The organism is Paenibacillus agri (genome assembly GCF_013359945.1).
Taxonomy (GTDB): domain Bacteria; phylum Bacillota; class Bacilli; order Paenibacillales; family Paenibacillaceae; genus Paenibacillus_AQ; species Paenibacillus_AQ agri.
Genome location: NZ_JABWCS010000216.1, coordinates 138,472 through 160,310 on the forward strand (window position 1 = coordinate 138,472; position 21,839 = coordinate 160,310).

Consider the following 21,839-nt stretch of genomic DNA (forward strand, 5'->3'; position numbering starts at 1 on the left):
CTTTCACGTATCTTTATATTATTTATTGAAAAACCGGGATAACTCACCTTGAATGAGAGATACTTGTCCCGGTCTTTTTCCGGAAACGAGCTCTTGCTTCAACAAACGGTGAAGCTGGGAATCGGACAACTCTCTGCGTTTTACCTCTGTATCAGGAGTAATGACGGTCGCCTCTTCGGATTCCTTGGAGACAGGATTCATAACCTGCTTAATCCCGGCGATATTAACGCCCTTCTCAATCAAAGCCTTAATCTCCAGTAGACGTTCTACATCGTTAAAAGAGAACAAACGCTGGTTGCCGGAAGTACGCGCTGGTACAATCAGGCTGTGCTGCTCATAATAGCGAATCTGCCTTGCCGACAAATCGGTTAGCTTCATTACAATCCCTATAGGAAATAATGCCATATTTCTGCGGATTTCATCACCCATGACTCATCCAACCTTCCAATGATCTTTTTCTATTTATCATTGTACATTCCCTAATCCAGCGCGTCAATAGTATGTTAGATAAACTTACAACAATTTACGATCTTTCATACTCTGTAAAGCCATCAGCACGCCATATTTCACATGGGAATAGGTCAAACCGCCTTGCATATAGCCAATATATGGTGCGCGGATCGGCGCATCGGCCGATAATTCCAGACTGCCGCCTTGAATGAACGTACCTGCCGCCATAATGACAGGATGTTCATAACCTGGCATGTCCCATGGTTCAGGAACCACATGGCTGTCAACAGCCGCAGCGCGCTGAATCCCTTGAACAAAGGCAATCAGATGATCAGGTCCGTCAAAAGCCACAGCCTGAATAAGGTCCGTACGGGGTTCATTCCACGCTGGTTTTGTCTCGAAGCCGCAGCGGGCAAACACGGAAGCTGCGAAAATACTGCCTTTAACCGCTTGTCCCACTGTATGCGGGGCCAGGAACAGGCCTTGATACAGGCCGCGGGTGGTTCCTAGCATCGCCCCCACCTCACCGCCGATGCCTGGTGCAGTCAGCCGGTACGCGGCTAATTCGACGAGCTCTCTGCGTCCACAAATATAGCCGCCAGTCTCGGCAATGCCGCCTCCAGGATTTTTAATGAGTGAACCAGCAATAAGATCTGCACCAACCTGCGTCGGCTCCAGCTCCTCCGTAAATTCACCATAGCAATTGTCCACAAAGACAATTATATCCGGCTTCAGCTCCTTCACCTTCCGCACCATCTCACCGATCTGAGACACCGTGAAGGATGAGCGCCAGTCATACCCGCGTGAACGCTGAATGCCGATGACCTTGGTATTGTCATTAATGGACAGTGCCACCTCATCCCAGTCTACCCCGCCCTCTGGTGTCAATGCAACTTCACCGTAACCAATGCCAAAGTCTGCAAGTGAACCTGTTCCGTCGCCGGTTTTGCCAATGACCTTGTGTAAGGTATCGTACGGAGTGCCTGTGATATAGAGTAGCTCATCCCCCGGTCGCAGCACGCCAAATAGAGCCGTGGAAATGGTATGCGTACCGGAAGCAAAATGAGGCCGCACCAGCGCCGCCTCCGCACCGAACACATCGGCATACACAAGATCCAGCACCTCACGGCCCCGGTCATTATAAGCATAGCCAGTAGAACCGGCAAAATGGTAGTCACTAACTTGATGACGCTGAAACGCCTCAATGATCTTCCATTGATTCTTGTCCACAATTCGTTCCAGGTTCTTTACTGCACTTTCGATTTCAAGCTCTGCGGCTTCTGCCGCCTGTAAAATATCCTCTGCAAATGCTGCCATGTTTCTCTGCTCTCTCCTTACATTTACTTGCCATTAAAATAACAGGAAGCGACAGTTGCCTGACGCTTTCCTGAGCAATACTTATATTCATTTTACTGCGGGTCCACAAAATCAGCCAGCAAGTAGCCCCATTTTGCATAATCTTTTTTATTCAGACGAACGGTGTACAGAATATCATTCTCATCAAAACCCTGTTCCAGCACCTCACCGACCCTGTACAACACGGAGGTCAGATCTCCCCGTTCACCAGGAATACGGAAGGTCACGGTATCTCCAGCCAGTTCATCGGCAATCACCTGCGTGATGTGGGCCAAATCCTCAGAATTGAACGCACTGATCTTCAAGTACCCGTCTCCCGACGGCAGCATTTCGAGCTGACCCGGTTCACAGATATCGGATTTGTTAAACAGTACAATTTGCGGTTTGCCCGCTGCGCCGAGATCTTGCAAAATACTCTGCACAACATCCATCTGCTCCTCCCGCATCGGCGAAGACGCATCAACCACATGCAGCACCAGATTAGCTTCGTTCACTTCTTCCAGTGTCGCCCGGAAAGAAGCAACGAGATCATGGGGCAGGTTCTGGATAAAACCAACCGTGTCGGTAAGCACGACTTCCTTGCCCCCAGGAAGCTGAAGAACCCTGGAGGTAGGATCAAGTGTGGCGAACAATTGGTTCTCGATATAAACATCCGCGTCCGTGAGCTGTTTTAGCAGTGTGGACTTCCCGGCGTTCGTATATCCCACCAAAGCCACCTGCACGGCTCCACTCTTCCGGCGGCGTTCACGGTGCAGCTCGCGTGTCTTAACAACCTCATCCAGTTGGCGTTTCAGTTCGGTAATCCGGTCACGGATATGACGACGGTCGGTCTCCAGCTTGCTTTCCCCTGGCCCTCTCGTCCCGATACCGCCGCCCAGTCTGGACAGGTTCTTACCATGCCCGGACAGACGAGGCAACAAGTACGATAACTGGGCAAGCTCTACCTGGATAATCCCCTCTCGTGTCTTCGCCCGTCCAGCAAAAATATCCAGAATCAACTGGGTCCGGTCGATAATCTTGAGGTCCAGCGCTTCCTCCAGATTGCGGACCTGAGCGCCTGACAGCTCCTGATCGAAGATAGCGGTGTTAGCCCCCAGGCCGTCTGCTGCCATGCGCAGCTCCTCCACCTTACCTTTGCCGATGAACCATCTGGGGTCGGGGGTTTCCTTGTTCTGACGAAGCACATCCAGCACCTCGACCCCGGCGGTCTCCGCTAATTGAACCAGTTCCTGCAGAGATAATTCAGGGTCAACGCCTGTGCGCTTGATTTTGTCCGTAACGAGGCTGACCAGGATCGCCCGGTCTTGTACTTCCGTTGTTGTATTATGTGTTGCGATTGCCATGTATACTTACTCCTTATGCCCGTTTCGGTATTCCTGTCCGCCCGCTCAGGCCCTACAGCTTGAAGTCCTCTGTTCGCAGTGTCATTAGCTCCTGCTTGCCGGGACTATTGTTCTCATACTGGTACAAGAGCCTTACTGCCTGGCTGCGGACTGCTTTCTCAATTGCATTACGCACATATCTTGCATTACTGAACGCATGAAGACTTTCGGTCTTCTCCAGCAGCAAATGCTGCTTTAGTTTGAGTATCGCCTGCGGCATCAAAATATAATCGCGTTCTTTGGCCATCAGTCCCGCAATCTCAAGCAACTGATCGATGGTATAGTCGGGAAACTCGACCTGAATCGGGAACCGGGAAGGGAGTCCCGGATTGCTCATCAGAAAATAATCGATCTCGCTGGAATATCCAGCCAAGATGAGGATGAATTGTCCACGCTGATCTTCCATGGATTTTACAAGACAATCTATGGCCTCTTTCCCGAAATCCTTATCTCCACCACGGGCCAGACTGTAGGCTTCATCAATAAAAAGAATACCACCATGCGCCTTCTTAACCAGGTCCCTCGTCTTTTGCGCAGTATGCCCGATATATTCGCCCACCAGATCGGCTCTTTCCACTTCAATCAGATGCCCCTTGCTCAGCACACCCATCCGCTGAAAGAGCTTCGCCACAATACGTGCGACAGTTGTCTTACCAGTACCAGGGTTGCCCTTAAACACCATATGATAGGCCTGCCCGCTACTGGCAAGACCTGCCTCGGTGCGCATCTGGGCGATCTGAAGCAGCGCGTAAATTTCAAATACCAGTTCCTTAATGTTATCCAGTCCAACCAGTCCGTCCAGTTCACGGCTTAATTCCTGGAACAGGCTGTTATGGCTGTGAATTTTCGCGGGTGCCGCCTCCGGCTCCTCTGCCGTGCTGCCCATGGCAACAGGCTCCTGATTGCGCAAGACGATGTTAATTTGCCGGGACGGTCTGCCTTCCTCCCGCCCGCTTGCCGCCGCTACGCGTCCGTTCATCGGTTTCACCTCATTATCCAGGGCTGACTTGCTCTAAACAAGTCTATTCCTGCTGACGGGGTGATATTAGCAGTTTCGGGATTTTCCCTTTATTCAAAGAAACAACTGCTGAATCTTCCATTTGGTATAGGCCAGCACCTCACGCGATTTGTTCCAGGGCATGGACATCACGCGAGATTCTGTCAGTCCTAGCTCCGGTTTGTCGTAACCAAGAGCATCTGCTATTTCCCTAGCTCGTGTCCCATGATAGGTATGCGTAATGATGATAGAAGTAGTGAAACCTTCTTTTTTCATAATCTCGCGGCTAAACAGTAGATTCTCATACGTACTAGTCGCTGCATTTTCAATCAGAATATCGCCTTCCGGGACGCCTGCACCAACCAAATAATTACGCATTCCCTCAGCTTCGGTGTACTTGTACTCCGGCCGGTCTAGTCCTCCAGATACAATAAAACGGGGGAACATCCCGTTATGGTAAAGCTTGAGCCCGTAATCGAGGCGCTCCTTCAAGCCTGGGCTCGGCTCATCACCCCACATGGACATTCCAAGAACGATCCCCACATCTGCTTTATGCATGGGGACCGTCGACTTGGCGCGGTTAATATTCCACAGTGCAAAACCACTCCATAGCAGCCCCAGTACGATCAAGATAGCCAGTCCAATCAAGAACGGTCCCTTAAAACGGAACCGCCGTCTTTTAGATACTACCCGGATCGGGGATGAGCCTTTTCCGTAGACGTACCAATCCATTTGTCATTTCCTCCTGAACTCTCCGTGATGAAATAATTCCGCGCGATGCTTCAGGGAGAGGGAGAAATAAGGAAAAGCATGCGCGTCTATACTTCGTAAAATCGTATTCGCTGTGGTCCAGGCCTGGTTATAATCACTGTCCGAAATGTCCCCTCGTTCCAGCGCTTCCTCCAGCTCATCTTCATCCAGCAAGAATACTTCCCCGTTCCAGAGCACCACAACATCCAGATACAGATCATCGAACCAGGGCACACCCTGATCGGTGACACCCTGCACTTTACAGGTATCGATGTACCATTGAACGATATTTTGCCGCTCGTCGAACATAGCCGTGACAATATAATGGCTATCCTTGGGGAAATATTGCAGCCAGGAATACCCTTTGTCAGCAATACGGTATGTATGCCGGCCATAGCTTTTCCACAGTGGTTCTTTCAGCCCATAAATAGTGTACAGCGTAATATAACCACTGAACTCCCGGCTCTCCACATAGCGGCAAGCAAAATGGCGGCGCGTAATCCGGCGCCAGTTGGCCCGGTCTCCGAATTTACGTTTCATAAGAAATAACCCTCTCCATTATGGTGTCTTCAGCTTACCACATTTAGGAGATACACTCAAAGGAAGACAAGTGAACAGTATTCCTGTTATATCCATAACTGATGCATGTTAAGTACTGTTATTGGTTAATTAATCATTTTTGTTATATATATTTATCTATTCTTGATATAAAAAAGGCTATCCAGAAATTCTGGATAACCTTTCATATGATACTACATTCTAATCTGACATTCGCGCATTTCAGAGCAACTTATTAATCCGGATCTCATAAATCACTATTTGACTGTTCCTTCTGTACCATTATATCTATTTGCTTGTTTCGCATTTACCCGACCCGCAAGCGAACCAACGAAGGAAAGGGCGAACCCAACCGATGCAATGATATATAGCATTTGAATCCCCAGGGTATCCGCTATCCAGCCAGATAACAATAAAGAAACACCATATAGAATTGAGGTAAGTGACGATTGAGCGGCAAATAGCGGCGGGAGCTCTGAAGTGGGGACACTAGTCTGGTAAGAAGTTCGCTCCGCCAAATTCTTTATAGCCTGGAAAGCCCCTATGGCGAACATGATGCCGAGCGTCACCACTGGGCTAGTAGAGAAACTGAAGCCTAGTGTTAGCGCAGCAACGAAGCCGCTGCCTACAGTCAGCATAACACCAAGATTCCACTTTTCGTCCGTCAAACGACTCATCAAAATGCTTATGAGAACGAATCCGCCTAAATTGGCGCCGTTCATCCATCCCCACCATACTTCGCCTACATGTAGTCGTTCATTTACGAATACGAGCAATAGCGCTCCGGCAAACGCCCCTCTAAATAAGCCTTCCCAGAAATCCATCCATAACAAGACACGTAACTTGGGTAACGTAAAATAAATACGCCATCCCTCTTGAAGTGATTGTCCCCAAGAAACTACTGGTGCTTGGTCCATGTTGATTCTGACTTCTTTGATCATCGCGGATGATATGCAAGCCCCCCCTAATAACAGTGTTGACAGGAGCAGAACTTGGCTGGCACCGAGCCAACTAACCGTGATGGATCCGAACGCCCATCCTGCCAGAGAACAAGTCTCTACAACACCCGCGAGTACGCTGTTAGCTTTTAGCAAGGAAGTTTCAGGTACGGTTAGCGCAACAAGCGACGACCTGACAGGACCCGCTACACCCTCCAGAATAGATATCCCGAACACCATCCCGACCAATACAGCAATATTGGGATTCTCATTACCCACTAACAGCATGTATACGGTGAGTAAGCCCAAGCCAAGTGTTTGTCCGCCAAGACTAGAGGTAAGCAGGCGGTTCAATCGCAGTTTACGCATAATAACAGGGGCTGCTACGCTACCAACTGTCATACCGGCAACTCTGAGCAGCGGATACAAAGCCGTAATGGTAGCCGAACCAGAAAGATGATAAAGCGTGACGACTAGCGCTAAAATATACCAGATGTCTCCTAAAGTAGATAGAGCCTGACTAAGCCAGAGTCTATGAAATGATTGTGTAAGCAATGGACTCATCCTTCCCTATATTCAGTTGTATTCAGGAAAAGGAATGAGAATTTACAACGGTCTGCCTCCGATCAAAAATGAAAAAGATTGTTCCATTGTAGCATATTTCATTCACAATAGCATTCCTTCTGGCAAAAAAAGAACCCCGGCTGTGCATGCAACCCCTCCTAATGAGGGAGCACGGACAACCAGGGATGTGGGACTTCTATTCAGTTGCCCACAAGAACCAGCCTCTTAAGGCGCAGTTAAGCCATCCGTCCCCGTACCCGCTTCATGGTCGGTATTGGTCGGGGCACCTGTGTCGACACCAGCATTAGCCGGATTGCCAGGTTCAGTTGTAGCCGCTGGCGGTGGTGTCGTTATAGGCGGAGGCGTCGGAATTGGCGGCAGTGTACTCTCAGGCGGAACAACCGTTCCACTGTTACTTCCACCATTACCGTTATCACCGCCCTGATCTCCACCTCCATTATTTCCTCCTTGGTCATCTCCACCGCTACCCGGCGTTTCGACAGGAACATTAGGATCAGGTGTGATCGTAGGTTCTGGAGTCGGTTCTTCATCCTCCACATAGACGGAGACCGTACTCGATGCCGGACCTTCTGTACCCAGCTCAGGATAATACGCCGTTACATAATATTCATAGGTCAGACCTGGCATCGCGCTGATGTCTCCTACCCCGGCAGTTGTTGTGCTCAGTACGGAACTGAAGTTCGCCTCCGAGGTCTCCTTGCGGTAAATACGATACTCTACACCCGCAGTAGATACGGCATTCCAGCTGAGATTCACTGTCAACGTAGAAGGATCATACTGGGCGGAAAGACCGGTAACCGCCTGTATAGTTTCCGGAGTCGGTGTAGGCTCCAGGTTAACGATATTGTCCGGCCGCGGGAACGTCTTCTTCGGCACATCTCGCAGCGCTTCTTTCATGACTTTACCCCAGAACGCTGCTGCCAGCGGACTGCTGTTCTTGAGCAGATGCTTCTTGCTTGGTTTGTCATACCCCATCCAGACGGCGGCCGTCCATTCCGGAGTATAACCGACGAACCAGACATCACGGTTTGAGCTGATACCAGGGTATCCGCTTTGGGTCGTACCGGTCTTGCCGGCTACCGGACGGTCAATTCTGGCCTTTTTACCCGTTCCGCTTTCAACAACCTTCTGCATCATATCGGTCATCTGGTAGGCGGTACTTTCTTTCATGACCCGCGTAGGTGTCGTATTGGCCTTGAATTTGGTTTCTCCACTGCTATCTGTAATCGACTTGATTGAGTAAGCATCGCGGATTTCACCACCGTTGGCAAAAGCGCTGTATGCTTGCGCCATCTCCAGCGTATTAGTACCCTTGCTCATGCCCCCAAGGGCCAGCGAAAGGTTCTTGTCTTCATCGGTGAGGTCAATCCCCATTTTCTTGGCGAATTGGAAGCCTGTATTCACCCCGATTTCATTCAGCAGCCATACCGCCGGAATGTTCTCCGACTTCTGCAAGGCATCGCTCATGTTGATCGTGCTGGAATATCCATGCAGATTGTTCGGACAGTATTTGCCGAAACACTGCTTCACATTGCTGAGCAAGGAATTCTCGTTGAATTTGCCAGTCTCCAATGCCGGCGCATATGAGACCAGCGGCTTGAAGGCTGAACCTGGTGAACGACGGCTTGCGGTTACCCGGCTATAGCCTTTTTTCTCATAGTTCCGGCCACCAAGCAGAGCAACAATACTTCCGTTCTCCTGGTTGATGATGGTCATTGAGCCTTGCACTAGATCTTCATCCACACTTTTCTCAAAGTTTGCGCTGTCAGCAAAGGCATCCTCTACCGTTTCTTGCGCGTGCTTATCCATAGTAGTGTAGATCTTATATCCGCCGATATTCAGATCATCCTCAGTCAGTCCATATTTATCTTCTGCTTCGTCCACTACATAGTCAATGAAAGCCTGATAGCGTTGCTTCGTTTCCGGCGGCTTGTAGTTATAGTCCACTACTTTGGCTTCGTCCCGCTCTTGTTCGGTAATATACCCCTGCTCATACATGAGCTGCAGCACAACTGCACGACGTTCCTTGGACAAATCCGGATTGCGGAGCGGATTATATCGGGAAGGACCTTTAGGCATAGCCGCCAAGGTTGCCATCTGCCAGATTTTCAGCTGACTAAGATCACTTTGGCCGAAATAACGGATCGAAGCAGCCTTGATACCATACACTGTACCACCGAAGTTAATCCGGTTCAGATAGAGTGTAATAATATCTTCCTTCGTCTTCTGATTCTCTAGTGCGACAGCGATGGAGACCTCTGTTGCTTTGCGGAAAAAGGTCTTATCCCGTGTTAAAAAGATGTTCTTGGCGAGCTGCTGCGTAATCGTACTACCGCCCTCCACCATGCTCCGCGCAGCAATATCCTTGACCGCGGCACGGCCGATGGACCATAGATCCACCCCGCTATGCTCGAAGAACCGTCTGTCCTCGGTGGCTACAAATGCATCGATCAGCAGCTTCGGAATCTTGTCATACTCCACCGGATCACTTTTTTCAAAGGCTAGTTCGCCAATGATGTTCGCATTTCGGTCATAGATTTTGGTTGTTGGGTTTACGGTCAGCTTGTCTTCGTTCTCCTGCAGCAGCTTCTCTCCGTTCAGCATAATGAAGAGGTAACCACCCAACGCACAAAAAATAGCTAGTGCTGTTGCAAAAAACAAACTCCATAATACACGTTTTTTGGTAAGAAACTTTTTCTTCTTTGCATTTGTCTTCGGTTTGGATGACGTCGGCGTTCTGTCTCTATTCCGATTCGTCCTTGACATTTCATCTTTAGACATGGTGCCTCCTGACTCCCTTTAAGGAAAAAAATCGTGAATGCCTTCCTGAATGAAAAGAACAACCTTCTCAGGTTGCTCCTTCTCACTCTTTATTCAACGCTGTATACACAAAAAGGTTTCACTTCAGTTGTTTAAAATCTGCCGGGCAGATTAATCAAGCACACGCCCGCTCGTTATTCCTCGTTGCTGTTATCCTGCATCAAGGACACGCTGCGTTGCGGTGTGAAGGTAGAAATGGCATGCTTGTACACCATTTGCTGACGGCCATCGCTGTCAATGACAATGGTGAAATTGTCGAAAGCTTTAATGATGCCCCGGATTTGAAAACCGTTGGTCAAATATACTGTAGCAGGGATATTCTCTTTGCGTAGTTGGTTCAAGAACGTATCTTGGATGTTAATGGACTTGTTCATATGACGTACCCCCAATGGTTCAATTAGATTGTTTAGAAGTATATTCGAGACCTGAGAGAAACTTTCCTGCTATTATATCACGGATCATCCCCCTTCATCAATGGAGGATGCACGGGGTAAAACAGGGGCTTATTTTATCGGTCAAGGATATATTCATCACTTCTGGATTAAAGCGGATAAATTTAATTGCAGTACTTAATCTCTTAAAAGATGGCTCCCCCTTAATGTGTTGTACTCATACATTATAAGCCTATTGTAATTCTTGGTCCAATTGTCAGACGACACCTGACCCAAGCTCCTCACAAAGTATTGATTTCGACCTCGCCTTCCTATTCTCCTTCTTCAAGCATGGAAACCGATCCCGCTTAAATAAATCCGACTACACTGCCCGCTCAAACTGGCTAACATACAATTCATGATAGACACCATGAAGCTTAAGCAACTGCTCATGGGGACCTTGTTCGACAATCCGGCCGCTCTGGATAACCAAGATACGGTCCGCATCCTGAATTGTACTCAGTCTGTGCGCAATGACAAAGCTGGTGCGTCCCTGCATGAGAGTCTTCATGGCTTGCTGAATCTGCATCTCCGTACGGGTATCAACGCTACTTGTCGCTTCATCCAAAATCAAGATAGCTGGATCGGCGAGAATAGCACGTGCGATCGTCAGCAGCTGGCGTTGTCCATGGCTCAAATTACTGCCTTCCGTCTCCAGCATTGTGTCATAGCCATGCGGAAGCCTTGCGATAAAATCGGCGGCATTGGCCAGTCTTGCGGCTTTCTCAACCTCTTTGTCAGTGGCCTCAAGGCGTCCAAAACGAATGTTCTCGCGTATCGTTCCTGAGAATACATGAGCGTCTTGCAGAACCATTCCGATCTGGCTGCGAAGCCCACGTTTGTTCAGCTTCCGAATGTCAAAGCCATCAATGGTAATAGAACCGTCCGTCCCCTCGTAAAACCGGGTCAACAGGTTAACAATCGTCGTCTTACCCGATCCAGTCGGCCCGACAATGGCTACTTTTTCGCCGGGCATGGCTTGAAAGGTCACCCCGTTCAAAATTGGCGAATCCGCCTTGTAACTGAAGGATACGTCACGGAAGTCAACCTTCCCGGTCAAGCTCGGACATTCCGTCTCTTTCTCTTCTGCTGATTCGTATTCCGACGGTAAATCTAACACCTCAAACACACGCTCCGCCCCCGCAATGGCAGACTGGATCAGATTGTACTGGTTGGCCAGTTCTGAGATCGGACGCCCGAATTGCTTGGAATAATTCAGGAAGCTTACGATAATCCCGACTGTGGCCAGCCCATGGTAAGCCATCCAGCCACCGGTACCCGCGATGATTGCAAAGCCCAGATTATTAATAAGGTTCATAACCGGCCCTACAAGTCCAGATACAATCTGTGCTTTGATACCGACTTTGTTCAGCTTATGACTGATTCCGCGAAACCGCTCTGTCTCAATACCTTCTCTAACATATTGTTTAACGACCTTTTGTCCACTGATCGTCTCCTCAATAAACCCGTTAAGCTCGCCCAAATGCCGCTGCTGATCCTTAAAATAGACTCGGCTCAATCCGGCGATTTTGCGGCTGCTGACGAGAACAAGAGGAATGGTTAACAATGCCACGACCGTAAGCGGAACATTCAGGGTGAGCATAATGACCAACGATCCACTCAACGTAATGAGACTGTTCAGAAGCTGAGTCACACTCTGATTTAGCGTATTCGATACATTCTCGATATCGTTGGTCGCCCTGCTCATCAGCTCTCCGCGAGCATGTGTATCAAAAAATTGTACCGATAATTCCTGGTACTTGGCGAATAAATCACGCCGGAGTTCAAGCACTGTATTTTGCGACACTGCCGTCATAACATAGGCCTGCACCCAGGCAACCAGACTGGACAGCCCGTAAATCCCCAGCAGGAGAAGGCTAAAGCGAACCAGCAAATTATATTCACGTGGAATAACGGCGACGTCTATCCCCTTGCCCAGCAGGAACGGTGCAACCAACGACAACACTGCATTCAGCACAGTGAAAATGTACACCACGATCAATCCGCCTCGTTGACGGTTTAAATAAGCCCAGATGCGTCTAATGGTGGCACTCCGGTTCTTAGCACGAACGATAGGCACGGCAGGTCCGCCTCCTCCATGACCTCTGCCGAAGGCGCCCGGAGGGCCGGGTACCTGTGCCGATGTACGATTATGGGGACTGGACATTACGATGCCTCCTCTTTCTTCAACTGCGATTGCCGGATCTCCTGGTAAACTTCTGAGGTTCGCAGAAGTTCTTCATGTGTACCTTGAGCAGCGATTACACCATTTTCCAGAATCAGAATTCGATCAGCATCAACGACAGACGACACGCGTTGCGTAATCAGAATGTTCGTGCTGCTCCCCATCTGCTGGCTAAGCCGCCCCCGAATTCGTGATTCAGTTACCGCATCCAGCGCACTGGTGCTGTCATCCATAATTAAAATGGTAGGCTGAATCAGCAGTGCCCGTGCAATAGATAGACGCTGCTTCTGTCCACCGGATAGATTAATCCCACGTTGACCCAGTATAGTATCGTAGCCTTCAGGAAGTCCCATAATAAATCCATCTGCTTCCGCAGCAATGGCCGCCTGCTTAACTTCCTCATCCGTAGCATCAGGCCGGCCATAGCGGATATTATCGCGGATAGTTCCACTGAACAAAATCGTTTGCTGCATGACAAATCCGATGTTTTTGCGCAGATGCTCCAGGTCAATTCTTCGAATGTCTGAGCCGTCGATTGTAATAGAACCTGACGACACCTCATAGATCCGCGACATGAGGCTAACCAGTGTCGACTTGCCCGCACCGGTACCCCCAAGGATTGCGACCGTTTCACCAGGTTTAGCCGTAAATGAGATATCCTCCAGCACAAGATTCTCATCATTTGAATCATAAGCAAATGAGACCTTGTTAAACTCAACCTGACCGACATGAACCGCATTTGTTAGGCTGTCATGCGAATTTGCGATTTCATTCGTTGTTGCGAGCACTTCGCCTACACGGTCCCCAGACACTTTTGCCCGCGAGATGAATGTGAGCATATTACTCAGCATCAGCATCGACATCAGAAGCTGGGTCACATAGTTGATAAAAGCAATCAAATCGCCGATAGGCAATCCGTGATTCCAGTTTGCCAGTCCCCCAAACCAAAGAACCGCAACAATGCTGACATTCAGCACCAGCATCATGAGCGGTAAATTGAGGGACATAAGCCGTGTAACCTTAATCGCCGTCTCGGTATAATCCTTATTCGCCTCGTTGAACCGCTTCTGCTCATGCTCACCGCGAACAAAGGCCTTAATGACCCTGATCCCCGATAGATTTTCCTGCAGCACCGTGTTGACCCCATCGAGCTTGATCTGCATTTTGCTAAACAGCGGGAAGGAAAATCGGATCAGTACATAGAGCAGTACAAACAACAGCGGAACCGAGACAAGCAGGATAAGTGTCAATGAAGGACTGATGCGAATCGCCATAACCAAACTACCGATAAGTAGCAGTGGTGAACGGACCAGCGACCGCAGAATGATCTGAACAAACGTCTGTAGCTGCACCACATCGTTCGTTAGACGGGTAATCAGCGATCCGGTCTTCAGCTTATCCAGATTTCGATTTGAAAAAGATTGTACTTGTTCAAACAGCCGAATCCGCAGATCGTTACCGAAACTTTGCGACGCGATACTTGAAAAAATAGTACATCCCACACCACCAATCAGACCAATAAAGGCTACGCCCAGCATGGTCAGACCCGTCGAAACAATATGCGTCAAATCATTCTTCATTATGCCTTTGTCCACAATGCTTGCCATCAGTGTAGGTTGAAGCAAATCCATAAACACTTCAACAACCATCAGAAGGGGTGCCAGCACGCACCATAGCCAGTAAGGCTTAATAAAACTCTTTAGCTTTAACATCTTTTCACCTGATTTCTGAAACTCTTGTTCTGCGGGTTAAACGAAAACAAAACTAATTGTGGCCATCCATCCTATCAGTTACTCTCATCCTTTACTTCTTCTCTATCCCGTTTCGCATCCTGTTCCAACATCACTTCCCGCAGCTCAAAAGCATGGATAAATTCTTGCATAATAGCATCGGTGGCTTTTAATTCACCACTCAAAACCTGCTTAATGGCGTCGTATTCGGGCTGGTTCAGCTGTTGCATCAACGTGGAGCGCTTAATATCCAGCCTTTCCAGAAAAGCAATTGCACGCCCTCTGCGAAAGGTCTGCGCACTTTGAATACGCTCCTTGTGCCCGTCGCCAGATTCGCAGCCCTGTTCACCAGATCCCCGGTGACCACGTGACCCCTTCGATCGATCTCTTCCCTCGCGCATTTCAATACCCTCCTCACTCTGTATACATTTGTATACAAAAGTATCTGTTATTAATCTAAACCTGATTCATATCGACTGTCAAGTACATATAAACTGTCATTCACCACTCACCCTTAGACGAAAAAATGCTCCCGAAAAGTGAAAATCCACTTCAGGAGCATCCTCTATGCTATCGTATCACACAAATATTTATAGGCCTTTAGAGAAGCTATTTGCTATGAACTCATTGAATTTCTCAATCTGCTCATCGAAGCTTGGCTCCGCATCAACATCAATCCACTGGATATCTTTCATGTGCCGGAACCATGACATCTGTCTTTTGGCGAACCGGCGTGTATCCCGTTTTAAGAGCGTCACGGCTTCATCCATGGTCAGCTCACCGGCAAGATAAGCAGCAATCTCTTTATAGCCCAGTCCCTGCATCGATACGAGACTCCGATCGTAGCCCTGGTCCAATAGTCCTTTGACCTCGGAGATCAGCCCGTCAGCGAGCATGGCGTCAATTCGATCTTCGATCCGTTTATAAAGAATTTTCCGATCCATAGTCAGACCGACCAGACACAAATCATAGGGTGATTCCTTCTTTTGCCCGGCAAGGGAGTCCGATTGTGTTATATTCGTCTGATGAAAGACCTCCAGGGCACGGATGATGCGCCGACGGTCATTAGGATGCAGACGCTCCGCGCTAACAGGATCTACAGCCGCCAGCCTCGCATGCAGAGCAAGAGCTCCGTACTCATCCGCATAATCCTCTTGTTCCTTGCGGAAGGCTTCATCCGCCACTGCTTCCGAGAAGCGGAATCCGTAACAAAGGGATTCGATGTAAAGCCCAGTCCCCCCTACTATAAATGGAAGTTTGCCCCGGCTGCTGATCTCTTCAATCAGCCTGCGACCCTGCTCCTGAAACTCCGCAGTGGAATAGGCATCCTTAGGATCATGAATATCTATCAGATGATGAGGGATACCCTCCATCTCTGTTTGTGAAATTTTGGCTGTTCCGATGTCCATGCCACGATAGACCTGCATAGAATCGCCGGAGATAATCTCAGCTCCGTAAGCCTTAGCGATGGCAAGACTCAGCTTCGTCTTGCCGACAGCGGTCGGTCCCAGTAGCACCAGAACCTTACGCCTTTCTTCAGTTGCCAATCTTTATCACCCCGTACGATGTTTTGGAGCTGCCGCGCAGCAGCTCGGTGAAGCCCAGCCGTTCGAACTCGCCGCTAAGCGCTTTTTCCTTTAGCAGCACCGTTTTTCGGGCCACTCTCTTGGCTTCTGCTACACTTTCTAGCGACAGTGCTTCTCCGTTGGCGTATTGGCGCAGCGGAGAAATAGAAGCCGAATCCGTTAATGGGACACGGAACATGGGATCGAAGTAAACGATATCTACACTGCGGTCCGGCTGGGCCCGCAAATAGTCCAAATGGTCACTGTTCACGACCTGGATACGGCGAAAAGCCTCATTTACCCGTTCCTTCCCAGTGGTATACTGACTCATCCCTTCAATCAGCAGTGCATACAGCGGGAGCGAACTTTCCAGTGCGGTTACCTTAGATGTTTCTCCACCGTAGACAGAGAAGAGCAGTGAGTCCGTACCCAGCCCTGCTGTGCAATCCAACACGCTGTCGCCCGGAATCATATCTGCAGCAGACAGTAATGGATCAGTTTCGCCTTTGAGAATCCGCTTGGCCCGTACATATCCCATGCTGGGATGGAACTCCATCGGCGGCATTCCGGGACGTATCAGCCGGACAGCCTCTTGTAGTACAACCAGCACCTCCTCCTCCCCATGTCGCTTCACTAGCTTGGGCAAGGAAAGGTTATCGCGCGGTACATAATTGCAACCTGTACGTTCCGCAAGGCTAACCGCCCGCTGTACAATTTCCGGTATCGGGTCATTGCCCGTCGTTATAATCATTGTGCCTCCTGTTCGGCTCTATACAATAAATCCTTTATAGATCAATCTTATTTCAAAACTTCACATCACCCGTTTGAACAGCTTCTCCAGATCATAAGCAGAGAAAGAAATGACAATCGGCCGTCCATGTGGACAGGTGTATGGCTGGCGGCACGCCGCTAGCCGGGAGATCAAGGTCTCTACTTCCTGTTCGGTCAGCTTCTGATTTGCTTTAATAGAGGCTTTGCAAGAGCACAAGATGGACGATTTCTCACGCAGTTTAGCCAGATCTATTGCCCGTTCGCTCAGCACCCATTCTGCCATCTCTTCAATGACCGCCTTCTCATCCCCCTCCGGGAACCAATAAGGCAGGGAGCGCACTAAGAAGGTCTGGCCGCCAAAATGCTCCAGGTATACGCCCGCTTGCTGAAACCAGTGAAGCCGTTCGCTGAGCTGCCGGCTCTCTGAAGGTGTGAATTCCAGCGTAATGGGTAGCAGCAGTTCCTGTGAAGCATCTTCCGGACGCCCAAACTTTTCGTAATAATATTCATAATTAATCCGTTCATGTGCTGCGTGCTGATCTATAAGGTACAGCCCACTGTCGTTCTGGGCAATAATATAGGTCCCATGATGCTGGCCAATATAATTCAGCTCTGGAAAAGCTGGCAGCCCCGATTCTTCGCTGGCTGCAGGCGCCCACAGTTCTTCGGTTACTGGGAATTGGCCTTTGCTGACCGGGGCAGCAGGTGATGGACGATATCCGCCACTGTAATTATTACTGGCTGCGCCTCCTGCCGATGGTCGGCTGGCATTCCCGGAATAGTTCCCACTGGCTCCAGAAGGCAAATTACGGTAACCATCATTAGACGTGCCTCCACCGAGTGGAGAAGAAGACAACGGTTTGCCAATGCCATAGGAGGCCGTGGATTCCCGGGACTGGAACAACACCGGCTTCACAGGAGAATTAACGCCCTCATAAGAAGGGCTCGAACCCGCTGCCGCCAGGTCGGAATTCGTCTCTTGCGGACGGGTTACATCGCCTGGATTCACCGGATGCTGTGCACCCGGCGGCACACTGGAAGCTGCGGAAATTTCACCTGAAGGTGACTGTTGAGATGTCCCTCTACCGAATGCGAACTGCTCCTGAATAAAGGCACCACTATTCTTGGAGCCGATCGGTTCTTTGCTAGGACGAGGAATCAGACTTTGGCCCATAAGGACCTTGCGGATCTCCTCCTCGACGAACTTGTACAGCTCATTCTCTTTACTGAAACGCACCTCCAGCTTGGCCGGATGTACGTTGACATCCACCAGAGAGGGATGCATATCGAATTTCAGCACTAGCAGCGGGTAACGGTTGATCGGCAGCAGCGTATGATAAGCCCGCATAATGGCCGCATTCAGACCATTGCTGCGGATATGGCGTCCTCCAACAATAGTTGTCACTCCGTTGCGGTTAGATCGCGTCCATTCCGGACGGCTGACAAAACCGCTAATCTTGAAGTCAGGATCTTCTGCAGTCACAGGCAGCATCGCTTTCGCTGCTGACGTCCCATAGATGGCAGCAATGACCTGCAGCAGATCACCATTGCCCAACGTACGCAACAGTTGATTGCCATTGTGGTGAAGCGTGAAGGAAATCCCGGGATGGGCAAGCGCCGTCCGGTACATCGTGTCGGAGATATGTCCGAGTTCCGTCTGAATGCTCTTCATGTATTTCAACCTGGCCGGGGTATTGAAAAATAATTCCCGAACAGCAAAATCTGTCCCTTGTCCGGAAGGAGAATCTTCATTGATCCGCAAATTGCCGCCCTCGATCTCAATCTTGCGGCCTACACCGTCATCCTTGCTCGCTGTGAGCAGGGACACCTTGGATACTGCCGCGATACTGGGCAGCGCCTCACCCCGGAAGCCCAGACTTGTAATCTGGAACAGATCCCGTCCGGTCACAATCTTGCTCGTCGCATGACGGTAGAACGCTGTCTCGCAATCATCCGGCTCGATGCCTGAGCCGTTATCCTTGACACGGATGCTCTGAAGTCCACCTTCCTCCACCGATACCTCGATCACGGTGCTTCCCGCATCAATGGCATTCTCTACAAGCTCCTTCACCACGGAGGCTGGTCGTTCAACCACTTCCCCCGCGGCGATCTGGTTGGCAATATGCTCGTCCAACACATGAATTTTCGCCATATTATTCACCCCGCTATAGGCTATCTATATTGTTAAGCTGTAAATGTTAATTAGAGATCCTTCGCTTTCATTTTCAGATCATTCAACAGACCCATAGCTTGCAGCGGCGTCATGTTCATGAGATCGGCCCCTTGAACGGCTGCGATAAAGTCTTTAAGCGCCGGGTTAAATTGTTCCTGGGCGGGTACAGAAGCTCCTGCCCCGCCTTTGCGGGACTTACGAGGTTCCTCTTCACCGAAGATAGAGAGCTGCACCACTTCCTGCTCGGCTTCAGGCGCTGCAAGCGTTACGGCAGCTTCAGGCGCTGCGAGCGATACAGCAGATTCAACATATGCCGTACCCGCCTTGGTGAACGCATGATCTGTTGGTGCTTCAGTTATGCTGGCAACAGATTCTTGAACAGAATCAGGCCCTTCAACGCTGGAACGACGCGGCCCTGATCCCCCGTAATGGAGCGCTGGTCCGCCTGGTGCTGCTGCCTGCTCAATACTCTGGAGCAGCCCATATGCCCGGTCAATGATTCCCCCCGGCAGTCCGGCTAATCGTGCACAATAAATACCGTAGCTGCTGTCCGCCGCTCCTGGTACAAGCTTGCGCAAGAAGTTAACCTTGTCGCCACTCTCCTGCACCGCCATCGAATAGTTTCGCAAGCCTGTTAGACTCTGCTCCAAGTGAGCGAGCTCATGAAAGTGTGTCGAGACAAGCGCCTTACAGGCGATGGTGTCGTGCACATATTCAATAACGGCTTGAGCAATGGCCATGCCCTCGCTCGTCGAGGTACCTCGGCCCAGCTCGTCAATGATAATCAGACTGCGTGCGGTGGCTTTTTCCGTCATGACCTGGATATCGGCCATCTCCACCATGAACGTACTCTGGCCGCCAATCAAGTCATCCGCGGCTCCAATCCGGGTGAAAATGCGGTCAATCAGCGGCACTTCAGCGCTAGACGCGGGAACAAAGCAACCGATCTGGGCCAGAATGCAGATCAAGGCAACCTGGCGCATGTAGGTACTCTTCCCTGCCATGTTCGGTCCGGTAATAAGCAGAATATTACCCTCTGCTTTGGTAAGGCTGCTTCCATTGGCGATAAACGCTGCATCCTTCAGCACCGCTTCCACGACCGGATGTCGTCCGCCTTCCAGCCGGAGATCATATCCGTCGGAGAGCTTCGGCTTCACGAACCGCTGTTCTGCGCTGACAGCTGCAAGGCTCTGGTATACGTCAATCTCAGCGACCTTCTCGGCCAGATTCTGAAGCCGCGGAACCTGGGCAGCTATTCTGTCACGCAACTCTGTGAAGAGGCTGTATTCAAGATCAGTCATTTTATCCTGGGCTTCCAGAATCAGCGCCTCTTTCTCTTTCAGCTCAGGAGTTACGAACCGTTCGGCGTTAGCCAGCGTCTGTTTGCGCTCATAGCGCCCTTCTGGCAGTGCAGCCAGATTGGCACGGGTGATCTCTATAAAATAGCCAAATATTTTGTTGTAGCCGATTTTGAGAGATTTGATACCGGTAGCCACACGCTCTTTAGCCTCAAGCTCCGCAATCCACTGCTTGCCACTGCTGCTTGCTTCCCGCAGCTCGTCCAGACGTTCATGGTACCCCTGGCGGATAATCCCCCCATCACGCACAGACACAGGCGGATCTTCAACGATTGCCCGCGCAATGTCTTCACGCAGCTCTGCGCAATCGTCCATCGCCGCCCCGATCTCCCGCAAGGTCGCAGAGCCTGACGTCCCACACAATTCTTTCAGCGCCGGAATCTGCTCCAGCGACAGCTTCAGTGCATTCATATCCCGGCCATTGGCGCTCCCGAAGGCAATTCGGCCAACCAGACGCTCCAGATCATAGATTTCTTTCAGTGCTTGACGCAGATCTTCACGAACGATGAATTGGTTATACAGATAATCGACGGCTTCCAGGCGACGTTCAATCGGTGCCCGCTGAAGCAGCGGCTTATCAATGCGGCGGCGCAGCAGACGCGCACCCATCGATGTCTCGGTGCGGTCCAGCAGCCAGAGCAACGAGCCTTTTTTGGAACGTTCACGTACTGTCTCAGTCAGCTCCAGATTTCGGCGGGTAAATGGATCAAGAATCATATAATTGCCGGGTTCATAAGGCGAAATCTGACTGAGTTGCCCCAAGGAGCGCCGCTGTGTCTCACTCAGGTAGGAGATCAGCAGCGAAAGACAATGGCCCCGCTCCCGTTCCAGCCGTACCCACGCTGATTCGCCGAACTGGCGACGAGCCAATTCCTCATCCCGCTTATCCCATGGGGTGTATACGACAGGTTTGGCCAGCAGCGAAGCTTCGCTCCGCAAGGTCTCCAGCAGTGCTGTATCACCGATAATCTCGGCGGGTTCATAAATGCCAATCTCATCACGCAACCACTCTGCGCCGGAGAGTACGGAAGTTACATACAGCTCACCTGTGGTCAAATCACAGGCAGCCAGCGCCATCATCCCGTCCAGCTCAGTGACACAGACTAGATAGTTATTGTTCTTGTCAGAGATGATTTTGCCATCCATCACCGTTCCCGGTGTTACGACACGCACGATATCTCTGCGCACCATCCCTTTCGTTACAGCAGGATCATCCAGTTGTTCGCAGATCGCGACCTTGTAACCTTTTTCGATCAAACGCTGTATGTAACCCTCAGCGGCATGGTATGGGACACCGCACATCGGAATCTTCTCGTCGCCCCCACCTTCGCGTCCTGTTAATGTTATTTCCAGTTCCTTCGATGCCAGCACGGCATCCTCAAAGAACATCTCATAGAAATCGCCCAGTCGGAAAAAGAGGAATGCATCCTTAGCTCCCTCTTTCACACGTAAGTACTGCTCTATCATCGGCGTATATTTTGCCATGGTCTACCTCCAAGCCTTTTTCATGCTAACCTCTATTATAACAGAAAGTTTGCTCTCAAAGTTACCCTTGGTAAGTTGTGCTGGTAGCCGCTGTTATAGAGATCCCATTTAGTCCGCTTTGCTATTATATTGAACGCTAAATTGCCTTTATTTTAAAAAAACAAACTAAAGCATTTAAAGGTATTTTCCTCTTCTAACAAGACCTCTCTTAGCTCGATTGTAGACTCAGACAATATATTATTTTTAGTTCAAGCTATACAAATACTGCTTAATCGAATAAATGTTCAAGATAAAGTCAAACTAAA

16 protein-coding genes are annotated in these 21,839 nt (G+C 49.9%); all 16 read right to left on the reverse strand.

Annotation, left to right across the window (positions count from 1 at the left end; all coding sequences use genetic code 11):
- Positions 1-18: 18 nt before the first annotated feature.
- A complete protein-coding gene (locus HPT30_RS21025) occupies positions 19-429 on the reverse strand; it encodes a MerR family transcriptional regulator (protein WP_066361713.1) in 411 nt (136 codons plus the stop codon).
- A gap of 84 nt (positions 430-513) precedes the next feature.
- On the reverse strand, positions 514-1,767 hold the full coding sequence (locus tag HPT30_RS21030; protein WP_175373280.1) for a methionine gamma-lyase family protein: 1,254 nt from the start codon (positions 1,765-1,767) through the stop codon (positions 514-516).
- A 92-nt stretch (positions 1,768-1,859) separates the two neighbouring features.
- Entirely contained in the window at positions 1,860-3,149 is a 1,290-nt protein-coding gene (gene hflX / locus HPT30_RS21035; RefSeq protein ID WP_175373281.1) for a GTPase HflX, read from the reverse strand.
- 52 nt (positions 3,150-3,201) lie between these two features.
- Entirely contained in the window at positions 3,202-4,167 is a 966-nt protein-coding gene (locus HPT30_RS21040; protein WP_175373282.1) for an AAA family ATPase, read from the reverse strand.
- Positions 4,168-4,260: 93 nt separating this feature from the next.
- Positions 4,261-4,917 (reverse strand): YdcF family protein, encoded by a 657-nt coding sequence (locus tag HPT30_RS21045; protein WP_175373283.1) that lies wholly within the window; start codon positions 4,915-4,917, stop codon positions 4,261-4,263.
- Between the two features lie 3 nt (positions 4,918-4,920).
- Positions 4,921-5,475, reverse strand: a complete 555-nt coding sequence (locus tag HPT30_RS21050) for a ribonuclease FAU-1 family protein (RefSeq protein ID WP_175373284.1) — start codon at positions 5,473-5,475, stop codon at positions 4,921-4,923.
- Between the two features lie 275 nt (positions 5,476-5,750).
- Positions 5,751-6,986, reverse strand: a complete 1,236-nt coding sequence (locus HPT30_RS21055) for an MFS transporter (protein WP_175373285.1) — start codon at positions 6,984-6,986, stop codon at positions 5,751-5,753.
- Positions 6,987-7,220: 234 nt separating this feature from the next.
- Positions 7,221-9,797, reverse strand: coding sequence for a transglycosylase domain-containing protein (locus tag HPT30_RS21060; protein WP_175373286.1), 2,577 nt, complete (start codon positions 9,795-9,797; stop codon positions 7,221-7,223).
- 173 nt (positions 9,798-9,970) lie between these two features.
- Positions 9,971-10,210 (reverse strand): RNA chaperone Hfq, encoded by a 240-nt coding sequence (gene hfq, locus HPT30_RS21065; RefSeq protein ID WP_042128368.1) that lies wholly within the window; start codon positions 10,208-10,210, stop codon positions 9,971-9,973.
- A gap of 379 nt (positions 10,211-10,589) precedes the next feature.
- Entirely contained in the window at positions 10,590-12,434 is a 1,845-nt protein-coding gene (locus tag HPT30_RS21070; protein ID WP_175373287.1) for an ABC transporter ATP-binding protein, read from the reverse strand.
- A complete protein-coding gene (locus tag HPT30_RS21075; RefSeq protein ID WP_175373288.1) occupies positions 12,434-14,164 on the reverse strand; it encodes an ABC transporter ATP-binding protein in 1,731 nt (576 codons plus the stop codon). The genes HPT30_RS21070 and HPT30_RS21075 overlap by 1 nt, the downstream gene beginning before the upstream one ends.
- A gap of 74 nt (positions 14,165-14,238) precedes the next feature.
- Positions 14,239-14,583 (reverse strand): hypothetical protein, encoded by a 345-nt coding sequence (locus HPT30_RS21080; RefSeq protein WP_217622468.1) that lies wholly within the window; start codon positions 14,581-14,583, stop codon positions 14,239-14,241.
- 189 nt (positions 14,584-14,772) lie between these two features.
- Positions 14,773-15,729 (reverse strand): tRNA (adenosine(37)-N6)-dimethylallyltransferase MiaA, encoded by a 957-nt coding sequence (gene miaA, locus HPT30_RS21085; protein ID WP_175373289.1) that lies wholly within the window; start codon positions 15,727-15,729, stop codon positions 14,773-14,775.
- Positions 15,719-16,498 carry a class I SAM-dependent methyltransferase gene (locus HPT30_RS21090; RefSeq protein ID WP_175373290.1) on the reverse strand — a complete coding sequence of 260 codons (780 nt, stop codon included), beginning with the start codon at positions 16,496-16,498 and terminating at the stop codon, positions 15,719-15,721. The genes miaA and HPT30_RS21090 overlap by 11 nt, the downstream gene beginning before the upstream one ends.
- Positions 16,499-16,558: 60 nt before the next feature.
- Positions 16,559-18,670 carry a DNA mismatch repair endonuclease MutL gene (mutL, locus tag HPT30_RS21095; protein ID WP_175373291.1) on the reverse strand — a complete coding sequence of 704 codons (2,112 nt, stop codon included), beginning with the start codon at positions 18,668-18,670 and terminating at the stop codon, positions 16,559-16,561.
- Positions 18,671-18,720: 50 nt separating this feature from the next.
- Positions 18,721-21,534, reverse strand: coding sequence for a DNA mismatch repair protein MutS (gene mutS / locus HPT30_RS21100; protein WP_175373292.1), 2,814 nt, complete (start codon positions 21,532-21,534; stop codon positions 18,721-18,723).
- Positions 21,535-21,839 lie beyond the last annotated feature (305 nt).

Coding starts and splice junctions, on each gene's coding strand:
- hfq (WP_042128368.1), bottom strand. CDS start 10,210: ATGAACAAGTCCATTAACATCCAAGATACGTTCTTGAACCAACTACGC.
- HPT30_RS21025 (WP_066361713.1), bottom strand. CDS start 429: ATGGGTGATGAAATCCGCAGAAATATGGCATTATTTCCTATAGGGATT.
- HPT30_RS21080 (WP_217622468.1), bottom strand. CDS start 14,583: ATGCGCGAGGGAAGAGATCGATCGAAGGGGTCACGTGGTCACCGGGGA.
- HPT30_RS21040 (WP_175373282.1), bottom strand. CDS start 4,167: ATGAACGGACGCGTAGCGGCGGCAAGCGGGCGGGAGGAAGGCAGACCG.
- hflX (WP_175373281.1), bottom strand. CDS start 3,149: ATGGCAATCGCAACACATAATACAACAACGGAAGTACAAGACCGGGCG.
- HPT30_RS21090 (WP_175373290.1), bottom strand. CDS start 16,498: ATGATTATAACGACGGGCAATGACCCGATACCGGAAATTGTACAGCGG.
- HPT30_RS21050 (WP_175373284.1), bottom strand. CDS start 5,475: ATGAAACGTAAATTCGGAGACCGGGCCAACTGGCGCCGGATTACGCGC.
- HPT30_RS21070 (WP_175373287.1), bottom strand. CDS start 12,434: ATGTCCAGTCCCCATAATCGTACATCGGCACAGGTACCCGGCCCTCCG.
- HPT30_RS21030 (WP_175373280.1), bottom strand. CDS start 1,767: ATGGCAGCATTTGCAGAGGATATTTTACAGGCGGCAGAAGCCGCAGAG.
- HPT30_RS21075 (WP_175373288.1), bottom strand. CDS start 14,164: ATGTTAAAGCTAAAGAGTTTTATTAAGCCTTACTGGCTATGGTGCGTG.
- mutS (WP_175373292.1), bottom strand. CDS start 21,534: ATGGCAAAATATACGCCGATGATAGAGCAGTACTTACGTGTGAAAGAG.
- HPT30_RS21045 (WP_175373283.1), bottom strand. CDS start 4,917: ATGGATTGGTACGTCTACGGAAAAGGCTCATCCCCGATCCGGGTAGTA.
- HPT30_RS21060 (WP_175373286.1), bottom strand. CDS start 9,797: ATGTCTAAAGATGAAATGTCAAGGACGAATCGGAATAGAGACAGAACG.
- mutL (WP_175373291.1), bottom strand. CDS start 18,670: ATGGCGAAAATTCATGTGTTGGACGAGCATATTGCCAACCAGATCGCC.